Raw genomic sequence first — 20,939 nt, forward strand, 5'->3', positions numbered from 1 at the left:
GGCGTACCATCTTATTAGCTTGTCAGTACTTATACTAATTTAGCGAACAATAGATAACTAAAAATATGGAAAATCGCTTAAATTGGTGGTATCCGCCCCATGAACCCACGGGACGATATTGTTAATACGTGAGCGCCGCAATCACACTGTTAGCGCTAAGGAACCTATCCGAGTGATGGATTGTCGCATGACGATAACATTGAGTTTTTACCGTCATATCTAAAGCCTTTACTACATCGCTCGCTTTTATTTCATTGCTCACTTCATACCTCATGATTTTACGACTGAAGGCATCGGTAACCAATGACAAGTAGTGAACACCTTCGTCCGACTGAACATAAGTGATGTCGCTCACCAGAGCCTCTTCTGGTTTTGAAGGAACGACTTCTTTTAGTAAGTTCGGATGTTTTTTCCTCCAGTGCCTACTGTTCGTTGTTTTGGTGTAACTCCGCTTTGGCTTGACGAGTAAGCGCTCTTCCCTGAGGTAATCAAATAAAGCATCACGCCCAAGTTTTATTCCCTTGGCTATCAGTTTCGGTTTCAGTAAAAAATAGAGCTTACGAGTTCCCAGACGAGGCATGAAGCGTCTTAGTTCAAGCACCATTTCTTTCACTGGATAAAGCTCAGCCTGACGAGTTGTCTCGCGCTTTTCTCTTTGATAGACACATTGACGAGATATACCGAGCAATGAGCAAGCTTACTTTCCTCTCTTTTTGAAGGCTTCTTGCTCCTTCGTTATATACTTTTTTCTTAGCGACATCCCATGTTCAGCATCAAGAATATCGACGACCCTGTTGAGAAGAAGGCATCTAAGACGTTCATCTTCGAGTTCTTTTTCAAGGCGTTTTATTTTTTGGGAAGGTGTTTCATTTGCTCTCGGTGATTTCGGTGATTTCGGTGATTTCGGTGATTTCGGTGATTTCGGTGATTTCGGCATAGTGCTTGTCCTAGAACTTGTTGTCCAATCCATTTTGCCATGCTTTCTTAGCCAGGTAAGAACGGTCGAACGACCTTGTATGCCATAAATTGATTGGGCTTGTTTATAGGTCATATCGCCTTTTTCAATAGCATCCACAACCTGTAATTTAAAGCCTAGTGTGTAATCACGCTGAGTGCGCTTAACGTAGTGTTTATTTGTGATGGTCATAATTAGTCCTCAATGTGTAAACACATTTCAAGACGGGACACATCGTTTGTAAATAAAGCCAGTAAGGTCTCCTTACTGGCTTTTTCACGTTAATTGCCTTGTATTTGAAGCTCACCATCAATGGCAACCATTAAATATCACCTCAAATTATTAGTTAGGGAATATCATTACAATGCACCAATGATTTTGGCGTGAAGTGACCTATATAGTATTTCGGGCCTTGGTTATAATTCATCCCACACAAACATAGGAGAACAACCATGAACACTTTTACTAAAACCATTCTTGCTACGACGTTACTTTGCTCTGGTATGAACCTTGCGCTTGCAGACGAGTCTACTGAAAAAGTTGACCCTTCAAACCTAACTGCTGTTAATACTTCAGGGTATGTGGGTATGAATAATCAAGGCGATGTAAAACTATCTGCCTCTCTTGGTTTCGGCTTAAAAAATGGTCAAATGGCAATGGGGACCATCGAAGGAAGTATGGATAATGAGGGAAAATATAAAGATAGCCGACTTCAGTATTTCCACGTATTTAACGTCGGTAACCCAGTGGTACCAACAGCGGCTGCATCAATTGATATTATTGATAACACCAACTTTACAACGGCTGCTGTCGGTGCTGTTGCGATGTTCAAGCCTGGTGTAGAAAACCTAACTATCTTTGGTCGTGTTGGCGCGTTGGCGGGTGAATACGATGAAGGTTTTGCCTCTGCGATGGGTGAAACAGATACAGATATCGTTGGTGGTATGGCGGCGGCTTATTTTTCATGGAAACCGGGTGCTGATGGTACTTACCTGATGCTATCGCCAGAATACACCTATATGGACGGTAGTATTGAAACGTCAACGCTGAAATCATCAATCACTGTCGGTACACCGTTATCCGCTGATGGAAAACGCTGGGGACAGTTCAAAATTGAAAATACAGTTGGTAGCATGCAATCTACTCACCAAACCGTCGATATTGATGACACCGTTGCGTGGGCATTTTACAAAGTCTACTTCTAAGGCCTAATTCACCTTATAATAGTCCGTTAAAAGCAGGGATGCTTTTTACTTCCTGGCTCTGAATAGTCAATCCATTCGACAATTTTACAACAAAATAAATCATCTATTTTCTTCACTTTCTTTTTACGGGTCAGAAATACAGCACTTATAACCGCCCAATGGGTTATACCCTCATTCTGCTATATCCTCTTAACTATCCTTTTAACTATCCTCTTCAATTTTTAGCACATACACCCCATATCCTATATGATACACACTAACGGTAGTCACATGGAGCTGTGCGCATTAATGCCAAATACCATCAACATTAGTAATTCAAATAACTTACTCCCCTTCCTCAACTATTTTGATCAACAAGGCATTGAGTGGAAAAGTGTCGCTGAAAAATATCAATTTCCAGAGGATTTAAAGGAGGGTGAATATTGGCTACCTTCTCATCAAACGATGGCATTTCTCAGTACCATCATGAAAAGCTCCAATCGTCGGATAGGGCTGGAGGTCGGTAGGCTGATTACCCTAGAGCAAATTTCACCTGAATTTCGTTCTGCGTTTATCCATTGCGACAATCTAGAGCAAGCGATCCATACCCTCATTGAAGTCATGCCGACTTTAAATAACCATGTGGTAGTCTGGCCGGAAAGGATTGAAGGTAAGTGGTATCTTTGTCACCGTGGGGCGTATCACCCATCGGTATCTGGCTACGACCAAGCGGAATGGTTTCGATCTTTCGGGTTGCTTTCTTTATGTCGATTATTTTTAGGAAATACATGGGAGCCCTCATCGGTATTAATGAGTTTACCTGGCCATTTAGCAAAAGATTTACCCGCTGCATTCCGTTCAGTATCGTTTACTTTCGGGCATGCGTTTGGCGCGATAGAAATCCCTCTATCGGAACACTTTATTGGTGTGGAGCCTCAAAAAAAAGAGCATGATTGGCACGCCACACTAGATGCCCTCATTAACACTTACGCTGTTTTGCCCTGGTTTAACGTTGAATGGCTAGCACAACTCATCGGCAGCTCCCCACGAACGTTACAACGACGCCTTGCCGACAAAGGGCTTACTTTTAGACAATCCAGAGATAACGCGCGTTGTGAAACAGCAACCAAGCTACTCAGAGAGAAAATATCGCCTTTCGAAACAGCCTGGCGCTGTGGCTATACCGATTTATCCAACTTTAACCGCGCTTTCAAAGGCTGGATGAAGCAGACCCCGGCTCAATATCAAAGCCAGTTCTAACTACCGTAACCTACTAATAATATATAACTTAGGTTCAGTTTTACTATAGCCTCCATGGTTGATAAATACATGTTTTCTTGGGAGAAAGCAGACTATTAAAGGTTTAAGTAGAGGAAATTTCGAAAAGAGAAGGGATAGCTAAAGAAGACTCTTAAAGCGCCCAGCAGAGCGCTCTATATTGATGGTGGTAAGCAGGTTATTTTTTAGTACTTCCATTCCATACCGAGCATGATTCTATGATTGTCTCTCGAGTCCGACACGCTTCGCTCATATGTTGAATAATTATATTCAACACCCACCATTAAGTCAGGTTGAACATTCCACAGTAAATTAGCCATAACATATTGGCTAGAGGTTAATGTGTCCTGCTCCTGTGCATCTTGCCAATCTAAAGCATCGCTCTCAACCGAGCCGTAAGCAAATACAGATTTAAGGTCTTGCTTCCAATGTCTTGTGTATGACGCCATCAAGCTATTTGTTTCTCGAACTTCGAGCGACTGTTCACCTTCATTCCATGTGGCTCCTGTTCCAGATAAGCCTAATAGGTATCTATCGGTTCCCTGCCCTGTATACAGCAATAAAGTCACTGTATTGTTAGGCGTGATGTTCCATCCTCCGGATAACTGAACACCGTAGCCCAATTCTGTATATTCATGCTCACTGGAAGACAGGCGTATCTGACTGAGCGCAGCCGTCGCTCTTACCCAGCCGTGCTGGTTGTCTAACTCTAGGCCTGCCACTAAATCAGGCAACGCCCCATTGGTGTCAATGGTATCACCCGATGGATTTTGAATATCCGAATTGGTGCCGCTTTCTAATGCGACATCATAGCGAAATAATCCAATATCTTGTGACCAACGGAGCATGGGTTGACGTTTAAATACCACACCGCTCAATGTTGGTTCCGCTAGTGACAGAGGATAGTTGCGCATATCCATAAAGGTCGACCAAGTTTGTCCAGCCAACAGATCGCCAGCCTCGGTATGGTAGGTCAAGTAGGCTTCTCTTAATCGTGGCGACATGCCACCGTCATTATTGGCGTTAAAATCCATGACCAATTTAGAGTCGATGGAGATGCCATTATCGAAATCCTTTAGCGCTCCAAATCTAAATTGAGATAATGAAGCATCCACTTTTGTATCGCTATGGTTGCTCTTACCAAATAGGCTATTGCTGGGTATATTAACCCCTGCTCCAGCGACGTCATTATCATGAATCATTATCGCTTTAATTGATCCGCCAAAATTATACGTGGTTTCAGACGCAAAACTGGCTGTGTTCATTAGTGCTGCACTAATAGCTATTGCTGTGTATTTCATTTTCATAAGGTTTAGAAAGTAATATTGATCACTCAAGCAATCGAAATTACAAATTGCGCGGGGAGTATTTCAAATGAAAAAGTGCCCACTCTTAAACACAGGAGTATTGACATAAAGAGCAGGCACTTAAATTGAAGACTACCGAAGGCATTGGTGTCTCAATGCTTCGGTAGGACGGACAACTAACTCGATCAGTTACCCGCTAAGGCTTTTGCAGCCGAACGCATCAGTGCAGGTGCTTTATTTTCACCATAGCCTGAGTGGTATGGGTTGTTAGAGAAAACAATACCCACAAAATCTCGGTCTGGGTCGATGTAAATGAACTGGCCTAGATTTCCACTTTTCGCCATCGCACCATCGTCAAAGATGTAATCGAATTGGTATGAGTTATAAGATGCTTTTTCGTTGAAAGCGTGCACAGTGCTGTCTTCTTTTGTCGTACCTGCAAACGCTTTTGGATCACCATTATTATGGATACGGTCGATGATCGCCTGTGAGATAACTGGCTCATCAGCAACGGCACCCCAGCTCGGCGTGAACAAGGTTCCCCAGCGTGCCATATCTTCTAATGTGGTAGACACTAGCCCAACCGCGATAGCCATTCCGTCTGGTGTTTGGTTGATCAACATAGACTGGCGAGCGTTCACTTTTGACCAAACTCTGTCTTCAAACACTTTAGCCCAAGTTGTACCTTCGATGTTCTCAATCATTTGAGTCAATACGATAGTGTTCATTGAAGCATAGCGGAACTGTTTGCCCGGTTCTTCACCTTCAATTTTCTTAGTATCAAGGGCAACATCGACCCAGCTTTCTTGCTCTCCTGTTGCATAGCGTGGAGAACCAAATGCCGAAGCAAAGAAGCGCACTACCGCTGAATCTGGATTCATGATCGAGGCGGCTGTTTCTTCATTATCAAGACCTGTTGCGTGGTTTAATGCATTCAGTACCGATACGTTGTCCCATACCGAACCTTTCAATTCTGGAACATATTCGGTGATCATTTTGTTATGGTCGATTTTACCTTCTTCTGCCAGCATGGCCACCACCGTGCCTACCGTCGTTTTCGCCGCTGATGCCCAGATATGGCGATCCGTTGGTTTCATTCCAGGGTAAGCCTCATATACGATTTTACCTTCATGAATCAGCATAAAACCTTGAGTACGAAACTGCGGGTCGACAAGGTAATCTTCCATTGTCATTTCACCCTTGCTTTCTGTTTGAACTTTTAACTTAGCAAGCTCTGGGTGAATATCTTTAACTAACCGCTTGTAGTTTTCACTTGGTGAAGCCACCGCAGTAGGCATGAATTCGCTCATGTGCATGTTGTAATAAAAGGAGTGATCGCCCCCCATTTGCCAATGAAAATTGTTGAAACCAGCGCGCGCTGCGTCCACAAATTCATTGGAAAATGGCTGCTTTGCCGCTTCTACAGGTAAAGTGACCTGCGCACCTTCTGCGCTAAGAGCCGCTTCGACTGGATTTTGCGTGTCATCTGCAATAGCAGTGCTTGCCAAGACGGCGGTAGAAAGTGCAAGTGCAATGGAAGTAAGTTTCATAGTGTTATCTCCTGTGTTTGAGTGGGTGTAATATAAACGACAGGAACACCGAGCGGTAGGTCACTTTACGCCAACTATCAATATCCAGTTGTTTAGAACTCACGACTTCTATACCAAACCCAACACCGGAGGATGAAAAATAGATTCCCCGCTAATCCTTGATGCATCGACACTAGGACAACAGATGTATTTGTTTCATCTCATAGGGGCTTTGTTGCGTTATTCAGTTTAGAGACAACTCTACCCCGGTAGGTGTGTTTTTTAATTAATACGAAACGATTCAGGTAGACCAGTCCCATCAGCCTATTTTGCGTTTTGAGCATCGCGTTAGTTTCGCCCACCTGTGCATTATAATTTCTTAAGCTTATTCGTCCCTAGCAACTGTTTAACTCCATACATCACCGTTTCTGAGGGTGAGTGTTAAATTGCAACCAGAAAGGATCATCATCTACAAAACGCATGACAGGGACAGATCTTGTTTTTTACCATTCATTAGTTTTTGTATATCAAAGCTACCTGAATATCTGCGTTCGAACTTCCAGATGTGACACGGGATGGGGCACAGGCTTTTCAGGAGAAAAGCCTGCAACAGACCCTATCTCTCAACAGTCTGTTTTCTCAGACAACCTCAGAGCGTCTTCTAGCTCAACGCCGAGGTATCGAATTGTGTTATCAAGCTTCGAGTGCCCAAGCAAGATCTGTACGGCCCTGATGTTTTTCGTTCTGGCATAGATTAAAGTGGCTTTGGTGCGACGCATGGAGTGAGTACCGTAATAGTCAGCATTCAATCCAAGCTTTACAGCCCAGCTCCTGATAATTGAACGATAGAATGAGTAGCTGATAGGTTGTCCAGAGCGTCTGTTACTCGGAAATAGAAAACTGCTTGCCTCTAGGGATGCTGCAAAAATCCATCGGCTAATGCTTTGCTGTGTTCTTGGTGTAATCTCATAGTGGACATCGGTGCCTGTTTTTTGCTGAATGCACTGAACCCTGTCATAGATAATTCCTTGCGAAGAAACATCGTAAACGTGTAGCTTCAGCAAATCACTCGATCTTAACTTGCTATCTATGGCTAGGTTCAGTAGCGCGAGCTGCATCAAATCGTTTTCGATCTCCAGCCTAGTTCTTATCCGCCAGATCTCTTCAAGCTTAAATGGCCTTTTTATGCCACTGAATTTTCCAGAAGATGACTTTATCATGATGACCTCCTCTCAGTGTTTTTGGTCAACATAAAGTTTGGCAGTCACATTTAGTAGGGCTCAGAAAGACCTGAAACGTTGGTGGAAAAAAGCTTTTTAGATGATTTCCTAAATGAGCTGAAAGCTGATTACTTCAGATATCGATAACAGATTTAGCGTTCACCGTAGAAGTAAGAATATCGTATTGGTAGTAAAAAGTGTTTCATGAGAACCAAATTTTGATAAGCCACTAAAATACCACTTAGTTCTGTGATTTATACAAGCGTTCCAACTTATCTAAAAAGCCATGTAGTTTTCCGTTCATCTCATCATAGTTATGACTCAGTAATACTTCGGGGTTCTCAACAAAACGAAAGTCTTCTACCTCACTGAGATCAGTATTTTCGATGAGCAGCGCTACGACTTCTTTAGTCAATTCCATATGACACTGAAAACCAAACACCAAATCGCTATAAGCAACAATTTGTCTAGGACAGCCTTTACTATACGCAATGATTTCAGCATCTGGTGTCAGTCCAGGCATATCGTTATGCCAATGGCCTACTTCCAAAACGGTACCAAAATGGTCAAACAGTGGATGGATAATACCGCCTTTGGTCAGCGTGATAGGGAACTTACCAATTTCACGTTCAGGGCTATGTTCATAATTAGCACCTAACGCTTCACCAATAAGTTGGGATCCCAAACAAATACCAAGTACAACTTTGCCTGCATTAATCGCTTTTGCAATGACTGCCTGTTCACCTTTGGTATCGAAGTGAGAACATTGTTCGATAGTGGTCGCAGGATCTTGTGGCCCCCCCATAACAATCAGAAAATCAATGTCTTCAATATCTTTGGGGAGAGGTTCACCTAGATATACTCGCGAGTATGTAATGGTATGACGGTGTTTCTTCGCCCAAGCTTCATAAGCTCCAGGAGCCTCAAAATCTTCATGAATAATGAAATGGATACGCATCTTTAGCCCTTTACTGAATAATAGGCTGACAATGTTATACCAAATCTAAGTGGCATATTTTATACTAACAGACACCTAATGTAGATAAGTCGCCAACCATGCAAGCCAATGAGATAATCAGAAACTTTCCTGATAAACAATTCATAACTAGAACGACCCAAATGGCCTCTGGCTATATTGATGATTTCCACTCACATCCATGGCATCAAATAGTGTTCCCACGCCAGGGATTGTTACAATCAGACATTGGTGATAAAAACGGAATAGTGCCTCATAATGGCATGCTCTATATACCCGCAAATACAGTTCATAAATCCGTTGCGATTACAGATACACAATTTTTGGCGATTTACCTCAACCCAGGCAAAAATCTTCGGTATGGAAGCGAACCTAAATCCTGTCAGGTAAATTCTTTCGTCAAGGAGTTGATACTACTTCTGTTTGAAAGCAACACACTCTCTCAATCTGAGTCCAATATCACGCATTTACTGATGGTGTTGAGAGATCAAATCGAAGTTGCAGAAAGTTATGAAATACCACTGCTTATTCCTACCGATAAGCGTCTTTTCTCTATTTTCGCACAGCTTCAAAAACAGCCTGATTTGCCGTTTACATTAAAAGAATGGGCGACAAAAGTCGGTGCATCTGAGCGCACATTGTCCCGATTATGCTCGAAAGAGTTTTCTCAATCTTTTGCACAATGGCGACAAAACATAAGGCTAGTTTTATCTTTGCAATTGTTAAGCTCGAAAATGAGTATTCAAGAAATTGCTATCGAGTCGGGATATTCTTCTGATTCCGCTTATGTACAGGCATTTAAGAAATTGTTTCATCAGACACCAAGAAAGTACCGAACAGTAAACCTTCAGCACGTATTCTGATTCGTTGTTTTACGAATCAGAGTAACATCACTCGTTATGTGTCTTTTGCCTAACTTTTGGTAGGGGAAACGCACGCCCCTGAAATGTGTAGAGTATTTGATCTAAGTGACTTTGGGGCGTGCGACGTGAAGTCGTATGAAGCGCTGTTCACCGCTTAATGTGTGAACCATCTGTATCACCAGATGAACCTAGGAGCCTGAATAAAGTAGCGGCTCTGACAATGTAACGAAGAACGGGGTCATGCCGTTCGGGATTTGAATCGTGAGAGGACGATCCTCCTGATAACCACAATCGGGTGAGTGCTAGGTAGTCAGCATGATGAACATATGTGAATCCATTCAGTGCGACATGAAGTCGTATGAATCGTTGTTCGCCACGAAAAGAGCGAACCATTTGTATCACCAAATGACCCTACGGCTCTGAATAAAGAAGCGAGCCTGACAATGTAACAAAGTCTATCTGATGGACGGGAACTGAATCGCGAGAGGAAGCTCCTCCTGATAACCACATAAATCGGGTAAGTGCTAGGGAGTCAGTATGATGAACAGAAGTGAATCCACGTCAGATGCGTAATTTCACAAGCAGCGGAAGTGGTTTAGACGCTGTAGCTAAATAAGCAACGAGAGTAGGAAAGAAGTTTGTGTGTATTCTTTCGTGATCGAAATGCTCTCCGCATTATAGTGGGCATCTACCCTGACATTACGAGACATACGGAACATGGTAAGCCTGTATCACTCCCTCTGGGAAAGCCTATGTGGCCGATAGTGATGCAGGTAAAGGAGGTTGGAGAAAGCGAAAGCTGGATTGTAATGATGCAGATACAGGCACATGCCTGATCACGAAAGTGAGCCCACTTCCAACTGGTCTCCCGTTGCGAGAGAGTTTGAAGAACTTTATTAAGGAAGAAAAGCAAATGATGATTTCGAACGAGATTAGTGCATCTTCTGACAGTGCACAATGGCAATCCATTAACTGGAAGGCTGTGGAGGCGCATGTCTTAAAGCTCCAAATGCGTATCGCAAAGGCAACTAGAGAAGGTAATCACGGTAAAGCAAAAGCCTTACAGTGGATACTAACCCATTCTCGTTCAGCAAAACTTCTTGCTGTTAAGCGAGTATCTCAAAACAAAGGTAGTAAAACGCCTGGAATAGATGGCGTGCTCTGGAATACAGATGCACGTCGCATGAATGCAGTGAATCAATTGAGTCGAAAAGCTTATCAAGCTAAACCACTCAAGCGTATCTACATCCCTAAAAAGAACGGTAAGCTTCGACCACTTGGTATTCCTTGTATGGCAGATAGAGCGCAACAAGCGCTCCACCTCCTTGCTTTGGAGCCTATCTCGGAAACAATTTCAGACCCAAATAGTTACGGCTTCAGACCAAACCGAAGCACTACTGATGCAATAGCGCAGTCTTTCTTATGCTTGGCTCAAAAGAAGGCAGCTAAATGGGTTCTTGAAGGAGATATTAAATCCTGTTTTGATAAACTCGGGCACCAATGGCTTCTTGATAACATCGCTGTAGACAAGCGTATGTTGGAACAATGGTTGAAGTCTGGTTTTGTAGATAAAGGGTTGTTTTATCGTACGGAAGAAGGCACGCCACAAGGTGGCATAATTTCTCCAACATTAATGCTAATCACTCTCGCAGGGCTTGAACAACAAATAAAGTCCTTGGCTCTTAAGAAGAAAGCAAGAGCCAACTTTATTGGATACGCTGATGATTTTGTTGTCACTTGTACATCAAAGGATGTATTAGAGAACGACATAAAGCCATTGATTACTGAATTTCTACTAGAAAGAGGTCTAACACTTTCCGATGAAAAAACACGCACAACTCATATTGATGATGGATTCGATTTTCTAGGGTTTAACCACAGAAAATACAAAGGAAAGCTACTCATAAAACCGAGTAAAACCAATGTACTGTCATTCTTGAGTAACTTGCGTAGACTCATCAAAACTCACGCAACGATCCCCGTAAATAACCTTATCAAAATGATAAACCCCAAAATACGGGGATGGGCGAATTACTATCGCCACTGTGTTGCTAAACGAGTTTTCGGATACGTTGGACACCAACTATTCCAAGCATTATGGCTCTGGGCTATTAGGCGTCACCCAACTAAATCAAAAAGTTGGGTCACCCATAAGTACTTCATCAACCGAAAAGGCCAATGGCAATTTCACGGTTGGCAGAAGATAATGAATATGGATTGTCAGTTCAATCTATTTCAAATAGCCAAAGTATCAATAGAAAGACATGTGAAAATCCGAAGTGCCGCAACGCCATTTGACCCTCAGCACCAAGAATACTTGGCGAAGAGAAAATTCAAAAGGAAAGCTCGCAACTCTTGGAACGATCCTGTTTTAACTGCTTTATAAGTTGCTGGGTATCAAACGATGCCTTTGCGGAGGCTTGAGCCGTATGCAGTGAAAGTTGCACGTACGGTTCTTAGGGAGACGGCACTTGGTAACAAGTGTCGTCCACCCGACAGGCGCGTTATGTTTGCAAACAGCGGAAGTGGTTAATACGCTGTAGCCAAAAGGCACGAGAGTCGGAAAGAGATTGCCCCATGCTCTTTCGTGATCATTGAACTCTCCGCACCATAGCGGGCATCTAAACTGACATTGCGTGACATACGGAACACGGTAAGCCTGTATCACTCCCTCTGGGAAAGCCTCTGTGGCCGATAGTGATGCAGGTATAGGAGGTTGGAAAAAGCGAAGGCTGCATTGTAACGATGCAGATACAGGCTTGTGCCTGATCATGAAAGTGAGCCCACTTCCAACTGGTCTCTCGTTGCGAGAGAGTTTGAATAACTTTATTAAGGAAGAAAAGCAAATGATGATTTCGAATGAGATTAGTGCATCTTCTGACAATGCACTGTGGCAATCCATTAACTGGAAGGCCGTAGAGGCGAACGTCTTAAAGCTTCAAATGCGTATCGCAAAGGCAACTAGAGACGGTAAACACGGCAAAGCAAAAGCATTGCAGTGGATACTGACTCACTCTCGCTCAGCTAAACTTCTTGCTGTTAAGCGAGTCTCTCAAAATAAAGGCAGTAAAACGCCTGGAATAGACGGCGTTGTCTGGAACACAGACACGCGTCGTATGAAAGCAGTAAATCAACTGAGTCGGAAAGCTTATCAAGCGAAACCACTCAGGCGTATCTATATCCCCAAAAAGAATGGCAAACTTCGACCTCTGGGCATTCCATGCATGATAGATAGAGCACAACAAGCACTACACCTATTATCGCTAGAGCCCATATCAGAAACAATTGCCGACCCTAATAGTTATGGCTTTAGAGCAAATCGTAGCACGGCTGACGCTGTCGACCAGTGCTTCAAGTGTTTAGCTTTAAAGAAATCGGCTAAATGGGTTCTTGAAGGAGATATTAAAGCTTGCTTCGACAAAATCGGGCATCAATGGCTTATGGATAACATTGCCATGGATAAACGAATGCTGGAGCAGTGGCTAAAGTCTGGATTTGTAGATAAAGGGCTATTTTACGACACCAATGAAGGCACACCGCAAGGCGGGATCATTTCCCCAACCTTGATGTTGATGACGTTATCGGGGCTCGAACAGCGCGTTAAGTCTACCGCTCTTATGAAAGGATCAAGAGCCAACTTTATTGGTTACGCCGACGATTTCGTCGTCACTTGCGCTTCAAAGGAAGTGCTCGAGAACGATATCAAACCGTTGATTGCTGATTTCTTAGCGGAAAGAGGCTTAACATTATCCGAAGAGAAAACGCACATTACTCATATCAACGATGGCTTTGACTTTCTTGGGTTCAACCATAGGAAGTATAAAGGAAAACTGCTCATTAAGCCGAGTAAATCCAATACGTTGATGTTCTTAAGCAACCTGCGTGAACTCATCAAAAAGCACGTAACCCTTCCAGTGAATGATCTTATCAAACTGATAAATCCGAAACTCAGGGGATGGTCGAACTATTATCGACACTGCGTGGCTAAACAGGTATTCGGATATATAGGTCACAAGCTATTCCATACGTTATGGCACTGGGCTAAAAGGCGTCATCCAACAAAGTCTAAAACTTGGATCGCCCTAAAATACTTCATCAACCGAAAAGGCCAGTGGCAGTTTCACGGTTGGCGGAAGATCATGGATATGGATTGCCAGTTCAATCTCTTCCAAATAGCCAAAGTGCCAATAGAAAGGCATGTGAAAATCCGAAGTGCAGTGACACCATTTGACCCTCAATACCAAGAATACTTGGCTAAAAGGAAGTCAAAAAGGCTAGCTCGTAACTCTTGGAACGAACCTGCTCCGACTGCTTTATAAGTTGCTGGGTATCATTTGATGCCTTTGTGGAGGCTTGAGCCTAGTGCAGTGAAAGTTGCACGCTGGGTTCTTAGGGAGACGGCACTTGGTAACAAGTGTCGTCCACCCGACAGAACCTTCTTAGCCGATCTTCTGACACAACTCGTCTTTGGACAAAAACGAGTTGAACGAAGCCGCTCCGCGGCAGAAAGGGACAAACAGTAATAATCATACTCTTTAGTAACACCACCATGACAGTGGTGTGTTACTGGAGAGAACATTATGACCCCTTCTGAAAGAGAGCGTTTTGACGCCTTATATCAACAACATCTCACCCAACTCAAGCTCCAAGGGAAGCGAGCAAAAACCATTTCAGCTTATTCTCTGGCAGTCCGGCGTATCACAGAATACTTTGATCGCTGTCCTGATACTCTGACGATTGAAGACCTTAAACAATATTTCAGCCAACTGATCGGCCAAGTCTCTTGGAGCACAATCAAGCTTGACCGTTGTGGTCTTCAGTTTTTCTACAAACACACGCTTGACAAACAGTGGGAATGGATCGGCATCATTAAGCCACCGAAAGTAAAACGTCTCCCGAATATCATTTCTCCTGAGCAAGTTGCTCAGATCATCAATGCAACCCGTGAGACTCGTTACCGAGTGCTCTTCTTAACGTTATACACAATGGGACTTCGGATCAATGAGGCTCTTAATATCACAATCTCGGATATCGACAGCCATACTATGCAAGTCCATATTCGCTATGGAAAAGGCGGTAAAGACCGACTGGTGCCGCTCCCTCACCGAACTATACATGCCCTGCGCCGATACTGGTGTACCCACCGACATCCAAAGCTTTTATTCCCAAGCAAAGGTAAATGTTGCGATGTAACTTTTAATGATCAAGGAGCACAAAAGGCACTCAAACAGGTCGTCAAAGAATGTGGTATTTACAAGCGTATCACGCCACACTCACTACGACACTGCTTTGCTACCCACCTTTTAGAACAAGGACTTGACCTACGCTCGCTACAAATCCTTCTTGGTCATGCCAGTTTAAATACAACAGCTCGTTACACTCAACTGACGCAGCTAAAGCTACATGATACCAATCAAGCCCTCAACCAACTGGCTGACCGACTTCATCTCGACTGGGAGCTGACGGTATGAGCACCTTTATCGAACTGTTGCGCCAGCATCGTCATGAACTTGAACGAGACTATGGTCATTACTTCAGTAGCGATATCAAACGTGCCAATATCAGTTGACCACTACACAGCCATGCTACGATGTAAGACTGAGAAGCAAGGACTCTCTCAATGGTATTGCTACCACTGCCATCATGATGACAGGTTAACTCTCTCGTGTGGGAATCGTCACTGTCCCCAATGTCAACATCGCACCACATCAGACTGGCTTGAAAGACAGAAAAGAAAGCTGTTACCTGTTCACTACTACATGGTGACCTTCACATTACCTTATGAACTGAGAAGCCTCGTTCGTTCTGCTCCCCGAGCACTTTATCAAGCCATGTTTCGTGTTGCCTCATCCACCTTAAAGGACTTTGCTCACAGGCAAACCAAAGGTGAGTTGGGTTTTACAATCGTTCTTCACACGCACAGCCGAAGGCGAGAGTTACATCCTCATCTTCACGTTATCGTTACGGGAGGACAATATGATGTAAAGAAAAATCAATGGTATAAAGGAAAAAAGCATTACCTGTTTAATGAGTTTGCTCTCGCCAAAGTCTGGCGTGCTCGAATGCTAGAAGCCCTCTATCAAGATATACCAAGTACTTTACCCCAAAACGTTCCCTCTAAATGGGTCGTAGACTGTCGGTGCGTCGGGTATGGATTACATGCTCTGCAATATCTGTCTCGGTATCTCTACCGTGGAGTGTTACCAGACAAAGATATCAAGCATTTCACGGATAATGAGGTCACCTTCCAGTATTTAGACAGTAAGACGAAGCAGAGAAAAACACGGACACTTCCTATTACGCGGTTCCTATGGTTGATACTCCAACATGTCTTACCAAAAGGCCTCCAGCGGGTCAGGGACTACGGTTTTCTTCGCGGAAACGCTCGGCAGCTCAGCATTCAGACCCAGTTATTATTTTTATCAGCGAGCGCCCTCTACGCTTCTGTATCAAGGGCTGGAAACCCGAAAGTGGTACGAAGTTGTCCTTGTTGTCATCATGATATGACCTGTGTTGGAGTCAGCCGACCGAGCTAGCCGAAAGGCAAAAATAATAAGGAGAATGAAGACAGTAATGACAGAGGGGATCGCCTATGGATAGAGCTTAATAAGTTGCTCTGTTAGAGGTGTGAAGCTGCTGGCATCGCACCATGACTTCGTTCGCTTTAAGAAAAGTCACACCTTGTCTAAACGCCAAACCAACTAACTGAAATTTACATATAAAGAAGAAGCTCGGGCTTGTTCAACTCTGAATAAAGCTGTCGGCTGCGCGACAGCTATTCTTATCTGTTAGTTTTTCTACTCGAACCTATTATGTTCAAATTAGTAACAGTATGGGAAATCTTACTTACATCCTTTTATAAAGAAATACAAAGTACTCCGAAACTGATTAGATGCTAATAATCCATTGTCCTGAATATACTAATGACACACACCTAAAAGAATGACGTCATACTCAGCTCACAAAAAAATCTCCCTGCGAATGGGGAGATTTTGCTCATCAATACCTGTATCATTATTTACGTGATAATGTCGCCAACACCGTCACTGCACTACATGCTATAAGTACCGTACCTAAATTTTGAACCGCGCCAGCTAGAGCTAAGCCCCCACCAATCAATAGGTAATACATCAGTCCAAATAGCGCACCAGCACTACCCGCTTGCTGTTTATAGTCGACCAAAGCTACACTCAGCACATTTGGGATCGCAATACCAAAAGAAATAACCACTAACATCATTGGTGCCACAAACCAGGTGGAATTCAGCATGGTATAGACTCCGACAGCACCCACCGTTAACAGCATAGCTGATACCCATAGTAGAGAGCGTTGCGACACTTTTTTAGAAAGTAGAGCTTTGTTTAAGTAACTGCCTAATAACGAGCCAAGACCCAATACAATACCGCTGTAACCAAATTGATCAGAACCAAAGCCCAATTCTGCAAAAATAAATGCACCAAGCTGGTAATAAGAAAATAGCGCGACGTTGTATAACGCAACCAATAACGCTGATAGCCAAATTTGAGAATCTTTTAGCATACGATCGCTTAAACTGCATAGTTGTAACGGCTGCTTTTCATTTTGCGTTTCAGGAAGTTTAAACAGGTTATATACAAATAACACTAACGCCATTGCAAATAATGCTAAGAATACATAGTGATAGCCGCCTACTAAAGTCAGTTGACCACCCAACAACATCCCTAGTACAGGACTGATCGAGATCCCCATTCCCATTCGGCTGAAGACTTTACCAAGCTCGTCGCCACTAAACGCATCACGAAGCATAGTCTGTGTCACAACAGAGCCAACAGCGATCCCGAATGCGCTTATTGCTCGTGCGACCATGATGGTGGTGAAGCTTTCTGTTTGCATTGCTACTAAAGCAGCACAGCCGTAAATAAACAAACCAATGAGCATAGTTGGCCGCCTACCCCATTTATCCGCTAATACCCCCCAAACAACGACACCAATAGCAAAGGAAGAAAAGTAGGCCGACAGTGTTTGAGCTGCTTGCGCATAGGTCACTGCGAATGATTGAGCAATAGAGCCCAAAGCAGGGCTGTAGATGGTTTCAACGATTTGCGGAAACATCAGCATGACAATCATCAGCCATAGAAAAGGTTTTGTATTCACCTTGTATTCTCATCATGAATTTACTTGGCGTACAGTATAAATGGGGCTATTCTTTACCCATTAACAACATAAAAACCAAAAACATCAAAATTCGGACAAATGGCAATTATTGATGAACAAACCCAATTTGATCCTGATAGTTTAACCGCTTGCGTTGTTGGGATAGCAGCTGATGTAGGTAAACACGACTCAGGAATGCATCAGCATAAGAAAGGTCAATTACTTTTCGCGTCTCAAGGATGTATAAGCTTTGCTTTAGACAACTCTATCTGCATTTTACCACCGACAAAAGCAGTTTGGATTCCACCACATACTCAACATCGAGCAGTGATGACGAATGTAGTGGCTTATCGTTCTTTGTACTTCGATAGTGCAATTTTTGACGGCCAAAACGACATCACGATGATTGAAGTCAATGCTCTGCTAAAAGCGCTAATTGATAAAATGGCGCTGTGGCCATGGGATAAACCTGAAAATGATATGAAAAATACGACGACTCTTTTTTGGGAGGAATTTTACGCAGCTAAACGCCACTCTTTCCAACTACCTTTGCCGTCAAATCGTCGGTTTATAAAATTTCGTCAACAAGTGATGCAAAAATCTTTTTTGGCGCCAGCTCTTACCGAGGTCGCCTATTCCATTGGTGCAAGTCCTAAAACCGTCACTCGACTATTTAAAGCAGAAACAGGAATGTCCTATCAAGACTGGAGGCAGCAATGGCGTTTGTTAAAGTCGATTGAATTACTGTCTAGAGAAATGCAAGTTAGCGATGTATCCCATTGGTTGGGTTTTTCTTCAGATAGTGCCTTTATTGCCTTTTTTAAGAAACAAACTGGGCAGACACCACTGAACTTTATGAAAAGTAATACAGTTACACTTAATTAAGCTCATTCAATATAGTTCCGTTATGCGTACCGAGAAAGGTAGATCTGGACATAATCTCGTTGTAAATGTAGTTTTGCTCTTATGCCGCAAGGCGGCATAAGAGCAAAACCTTGAATAATTATTGGCTAGGTGATGATTGCAAATTTTCCGCGCCCTGCATTGGTTAGTGCCCAAAGAAGTAACGGCGGTAGAGCGATTGAAGAAGTCCGTTCGCGTTCATGAACCCCAACAGCCACCTCGCGCCCTGGAAAGCCTTAACGGAATTACAGCGCGAAATGGTGTGAGGTTGAGTGAGAACCAACAGTACTGATTTTATTTATCCTTAAATGCCCGCTGTGTATGGCCTATCACTCACTTGTGGATGAACTTGTTTTTTACTCTATACTCATTTGAGGAGCTGAGATAGGTTTAGGTTCGATTCGGGTGAGATTTAAAATCACGGTTGCGAGTAAAATTGCGACAGAAATCGATATTAAGCGCATGAGTTCAGCACTCACTGGTTGACTACCTTGGTAAGTGAGAATTTGGTTGAGTAACACAATAAAATTAGTGAACATAAGCTGATAAACACTCATTCGGCATCGCCTACGAATTGCAAAACAGCCAAGCTGAAGGCCCATAAAACAACTCACACCGACTAAAGCCCAGTTCGGCATAGCTAAAAAATTTTGTGCGGCCATAATCGGCAGTGTGGCTAGAATACCCACCATGGTGGCAATCAAACGATTGTTGCGAAAAATTCGCTGATCCCTTGAAACTGGGATTTTAATCATGCTGCCTAAAGTAATGGCGATCAACAGTGTTTGCGAACTACCAGTACCCACTAATACGTACATGGCCAGCATCACCGTAGTCGCTTTAAATGCAATTAGGCCAAGATGAGTTTGCGCGCCATCCATATCTTGTTCATCGGGAAGAATGTCTTTCTCATCACCAGGGAAGAGTAAAAAACTCACATAGGTCACGATTAAAGCGGTGAGAAAGGTCTTCAGCATGAGCCAAGGCAAATTTGACACCGAGACGTTAAACTGCAAGTTGACGATAAATGTAATAATCACAAACAGAAGCAAGAACGTCGCCAGCATATCTTTGGGATCATTGTGGCTGCGATAAAAACTCAAATATAGCCCTAACCAACAAAACAAACCAAAACCGGTTGGGGAATCAATCAATACCTCACCCACCAAGATCACTCCCAGGCTGATGACCACAATGACAGCTAATAACTTTAACAGCATATCTAGCGGAGGCTTAGAAGGCATGATGGTAAGAAAAATCACCACAAACATCGGCGCAAGAACGGGTAAAAACTCGCCTTGAGAAATCAGATAAAACAGTAACAAAGTGGGCGCAAGCACCAACCTTAACACCGGATTAGCAGCACTACGAAACATAAGTCCAGATACTCACTATTCTCATCCAGATACCAGCAAGAAACTCGCCGAAGCTACTTTGCTCAGTATAAAACGCAACGGTCGCTTGTGAGCCATAGCGAATGTTACTCAACTGCTCGATATCATCAAACGCAATATTGACGGGGTATCGCTGTGGAGCGGTGTTGCCTTGGCTTGAGTTAAGAAAACCAGTCGCAGGGTCAATGTTATTACTTCCCCCTGCCCCCCAGCCAATGCTTTCAACCTTGCCCGTTAAAACTCGCCCCGGAAGGGCATCGAGAACAATTTTTACCGTCTGACCTGGCCTAATGTATTCCATTGAGTTTTCCCGAACTAGGGAAGAGATCCAAACATTCCTAGGGTCAATGAAGGTTAGAACTGGCGAGCCAGCCACGACATTTTGCCCAGTTGTAAGCTGCATGTTGGTCACGATTCCTCGCGATGGTGCTAATACTTGGGTCTTTCTTAAATCGAGTTCTGCTTTTTCGAGGCTTGCCATTGCAGCCAAGATCTGAGGATTGTTTTCTCCAGTCGGCCCTAGACTTTGCTTTGCTTGAATCAACGAGGCTTGAGCCACTTCAAGCCCAGCCTGTGCCCGCTCCTTGGCTTCAATAGCGTTATCGAGATCCGATTGGCTTAACACTCCGCGCTCAGCAAGTTGTTGCGTGCGGCTAGCCTGTTCACGCGCATTATCACGCGCAGCCAGCGCATCAACCACTTTAGCCTGTGCTATTTCAACGGCGGCCGTGCTGGCACCGATATTTTGCCCAGCCAAAGCAAGGTTTGCTTGAGCCGATACCAGAGCAATATCATAGTTGCGAGGATCAATCTTAAACAGCTCTTCTCCTTGTTCAACAATTTGATTGTCTTTAACACCCACATCGACAATATTACCCGACACTTCAGGGGCAATACGCACTAAGTAGGTATGCACTTTAGAATCTGTCGTAATAGGAGTAACCCTATCAGACCATAAGCTGTATAACCAAATAGCCAATACTACCGATACAATATAGATACTCAGTTTTCGGGACGATTTTTCTACTGCTGACATAAATATCTAGAACCATTAAATTTAAATTAATAACAATCTACTCTGTCATTGCTTTATTTACTATTGATAGCTTTCTATTATGCTGAATAAATCACTTACAGACCACTGCCTATATTGAAATAGTGCGCACTTTCATTATCATTTTTGCAAAACCTTAAGCT

15 protein-coding genes and 3 pseudogenes are annotated in these 20,939 nt (G+C 43.3%); 9 read left to right on the forward strand and 9 right to left on the reverse strand.

The annotated features are described in order from the left end of the window. Positions 1 to 139 precede the first annotated feature (139 nt). Positions 140 to 1,147 (reverse strand): annotated as a pseudogene (locus tag FCV43_RS07785) (IS3 family transposase); the annotation flags it as partial. A 260-nt stretch (positions 1,148 to 1,407) separates the two neighbouring features. Here FCV43_RS07785 and FCV43_RS07790 point away from each other — a divergent pair. Then, entirely contained in the window at positions 1,408 to 2,160 is a 753-nt protein-coding gene (locus tag FCV43_RS07790) for a hypothetical protein (RefSeq protein ID WP_102403106.1), read from the forward strand. 288 nt (positions 2,161 to 2,448) lie between these two features. Next, a complete protein-coding gene (locus FCV43_RS07795; protein ID WP_136994713.1) occupies positions 2,449 to 3,399 on the forward strand; it encodes a helix-turn-helix domain-containing protein in 951 nt (316 codons plus the stop codon). Positions 3,400 to 3,602: 203 nt separating this feature from the next. Here the strand turns inward: FCV43_RS07795 and FCV43_RS07800 are convergent, their stop codons facing one another. The 5 genes and pseudogenes from FCV43_RS07800 to FCV43_RS07820 all read right to left on the reverse strand — a co-directional run bounded on the left by FCV43_RS07800 (position 3,603) and on the right by FCV43_RS07820 (position 8,431). Then, positions 3,603 to 4,682 carry a DcaP family trimeric outer membrane transporter gene (locus FCV43_RS07800; RefSeq protein ID WP_136994715.1) on the reverse strand — a complete coding sequence of 360 codons (1,080 nt, stop codon included), beginning with the start codon at positions 4,680 to 4,682 and terminating at the stop codon, positions 3,603 to 3,605. 227 nt (positions 4,683 to 4,909) lie between these two features. Then, complete coding sequence (locus tag FCV43_RS07805; RefSeq protein ID WP_136994717.1) at positions 4,910 to 6,274, reverse strand: serine hydrolase domain-containing protein; 1,365 nt, start codon at positions 6,272 to 6,274, stop codon at positions 4,910 to 4,912. 200 nt (positions 6,275 to 6,474) lie between these two features. Continuing rightward, positions 6,475 to 6,691, reverse strand: a pseudogene (locus FCV43_RS20610) (hypothetical protein); the annotation flags it as partial. A 185-nt stretch (positions 6,692 to 6,876) separates the two neighbouring features. Then, a complete protein-coding gene (locus tag FCV43_RS07815; RefSeq protein WP_136994719.1) occupies positions 6,877 to 7,473 on the reverse strand; it encodes a tyrosine-type recombinase/integrase in 597 nt (198 codons plus the stop codon). 241 nt (positions 7,474 to 7,714) lie between these two features. After that, positions 7,715 to 8,431 carry a type 1 glutamine amidotransferase gene (locus tag FCV43_RS07820; RefSeq protein WP_136994721.1) on the reverse strand — a complete coding sequence of 239 codons (717 nt, stop codon included), beginning with the start codon at positions 8,429 to 8,431 and terminating at the stop codon, positions 7,715 to 7,717. A gap of 98 nt (positions 8,432 to 8,529) precedes the next feature. Between FCV43_RS07820 and FCV43_RS07825 the strand changes: the two genes are divergently transcribed. The 6 genes and pseudogenes from FCV43_RS07825 to FCV43_RS07855 all read left to right on the forward strand — a co-directional run bounded on the left by FCV43_RS07825 (position 8,530) and on the right by FCV43_RS07855 (position 15,848). Then, a complete protein-coding gene (locus tag FCV43_RS07825; RefSeq protein WP_136994723.1) occupies positions 8,530 to 9,312 on the forward strand; it encodes an AraC family transcriptional regulator in 783 nt (260 codons plus the stop codon). A gap of 913 nt (positions 9,313 to 10,225) precedes the next feature. Further along, entirely contained in the window at positions 10,226 to 11,698 is a 1,473-nt protein-coding gene (gene ltrA / locus FCV43_RS07830; RefSeq protein ID WP_136994725.1) for a group II intron reverse transcriptase/maturase, read from the forward strand. A gap of 460 nt (positions 11,699 to 12,158) precedes the next feature. Next, positions 12,159 to 13,631, forward strand: coding sequence for a group II intron reverse transcriptase/maturase (ltrA, locus tag FCV43_RS07840; RefSeq protein ID WP_136994743.1), 1,473 nt, complete (start codon positions 12,159 to 12,161; stop codon positions 13,629 to 13,631). Between the two features lie 18 nt (positions 13,632 to 13,649). After that, the gene (locus tag FCV43_RS20350) at positions 13,650 to 13,835 is read left to right on the forward strand and encodes a hypothetical protein (RefSeq protein WP_170961623.1); all 186 of its coding nucleotides are present in this window, start codon (positions 13,650 to 13,652) and stop codon (positions 13,833 to 13,835) included. A gap of 57 nt (positions 13,836 to 13,892) precedes the next feature. After that, the gene (locus FCV43_RS07850) at positions 13,893 to 14,783 is read left to right on the forward strand and encodes a tyrosine-type recombinase/integrase (RefSeq protein WP_136994727.1); all 891 of its coding nucleotides are present in this window, start codon (positions 13,893 to 13,895) and stop codon (positions 14,781 to 14,783) included. Next, positions 14,780 to 15,848, forward strand: a pseudogene (locus FCV43_RS07855) (IS91 family transposase). Before FCV43_RS07850 ends, FCV43_RS07855 begins: the two are co-directional and overlap by 4 nt. 478 nt (positions 15,849 to 16,326) lie before the next feature. Here the strand turns inward: FCV43_RS07855 and FCV43_RS07860 are convergent. Continuing rightward, the gene (locus tag FCV43_RS07860) at positions 16,327 to 17,445 is read right to left on the reverse strand and encodes a multidrug effflux MFS transporter (RefSeq protein WP_136994729.1); all 1,119 of its coding nucleotides are present in this window, start codon (positions 17,443 to 17,445) and stop codon (positions 16,327 to 16,329) included. 99 nt (positions 17,446 to 17,544) lie between these two features. Between FCV43_RS07860 and FCV43_RS07865 the strand changes: the two genes are divergently transcribed. Further along, entirely contained in the window at positions 17,545 to 18,330 is a 786-nt protein-coding gene (locus FCV43_RS07865) for an AraC family transcriptional regulator (RefSeq protein WP_136994731.1), read from the forward strand. A 374-nt stretch (positions 18,331 to 18,704) separates the two neighbouring features. Here FCV43_RS07865 and FCV43_RS07870 read toward each other — a convergent pair whose 3' ends face one another. Beyond that, complete coding sequence (locus FCV43_RS07870; protein ID WP_136994733.1) at positions 18,705 to 19,724, reverse strand: DUF2955 domain-containing protein; 1,020 nt, start codon at positions 19,722 to 19,724, stop codon at positions 18,705 to 18,707. Further along, on the reverse strand, positions 19,714 to 20,778 hold the full coding sequence (locus FCV43_RS07875) for an HlyD family secretion protein (RefSeq protein WP_136994735.1): 1,065 nt from the start codon (positions 20,776 to 20,778) through the stop codon (positions 19,714 to 19,716). The genes FCV43_RS07870 and FCV43_RS07875 overlap by 11 nt, the downstream gene beginning before the upstream one ends. Between the last annotated feature and the right edge of the window lie 161 nt (positions 20,779 to 20,939).

It is taken from the genome of Vibrio genomosp. F6 (assembly GCF_005146325.1).
Lineage (GTDB): Bacteria > Pseudomonadota > Gammaproteobacteria > Enterobacterales > Vibrionaceae > Vibrio > Vibrio cortegadensis.

Excerpts from the sequence above, each read along its gene's own strand:
- FCV43_RS07865 (WP_136994731.1), top strand. The coding sequence starts at position 17,545 with ATGGCAATTATTGATGAACAAACCCAATTTGATCCTGATAGTTTAACC.
- FCV43_RS20350 (WP_170961623.1), top strand. The coding sequence starts at position 13,650 with ATGCCTTTGTGGAGGCTTGAGCCTAGTGCAGTGAAAGTTGCACGCTGG.
- ltrA (WP_136994725.1), top strand. The coding sequence starts at position 10,226 with ATGATGATTTCGAACGAGATTAGTGCATCTTCTGACAGTGCACAATGG.
- FCV43_RS07825 (WP_136994723.1), top strand. The coding sequence starts at position 8,530 with ATGCAAGCCAATGAGATAATCAGAAACTTTCCTGATAAACAATTCATA.
- FCV43_RS07875 (WP_136994735.1), bottom strand. The coding sequence starts at position 20,778 with ATGTCAGCAGTAGAAAAATCGTCCCGAAAACTGAGTATCTATATTGTA.
- FCV43_RS07820 (WP_136994721.1), bottom strand. The coding sequence starts at position 8,431 with ATGCGTATCCATTTCATTATTCATGAAGATTTTGAGGCTCCTGGAGCT.
- FCV43_RS07870 (WP_136994733.1), bottom strand. The coding sequence starts at position 19,724 with ATGTTTCGTAGTGCTGCTAATCCGGTGTTAAGGTTGGTGCTTGCGCCC.
- FCV43_RS07795 (WP_136994713.1), top strand. The coding sequence starts at position 2,449 with ATGCCAAATACCATCAACATTAGTAATTCAAATAACTTACTCCCCTTC.
- FCV43_RS07800 (WP_136994715.1), bottom strand. The coding sequence starts at position 4,682 with ATGAACACAGCCAGTTTTGCGTCTGAAACCACGTATAATTTTGGCGGA.
- FCV43_RS07815 (WP_136994719.1), bottom strand. The coding sequence starts at position 7,473 with ATGATAAAGTCATCTTCTGGAAAATTCAGTGGCATAAAAAGGCCATTT.
- ltrA (WP_136994743.1), top strand. The coding sequence starts at position 12,159 with ATGATGATTTCGAATGAGATTAGTGCATCTTCTGACAATGCACTGTGG.
- FCV43_RS07850 (WP_136994727.1), top strand. The coding sequence starts at position 13,893 with ATGACCCCTTCTGAAAGAGAGCGTTTTGACGCCTTATATCAACAACAT.
- FCV43_RS07805 (WP_136994717.1), bottom strand. The coding sequence starts at position 6,274 with ATGAAACTTACTTCCATTGCACTTGCACTTTCTACCGCCGTCTTGGCA.
- FCV43_RS07790 (WP_102403106.1), top strand. The coding sequence starts at position 1,408 with ATGAACACTTTTACTAAAACCATTCTTGCTACGACGTTACTTTGCTCT.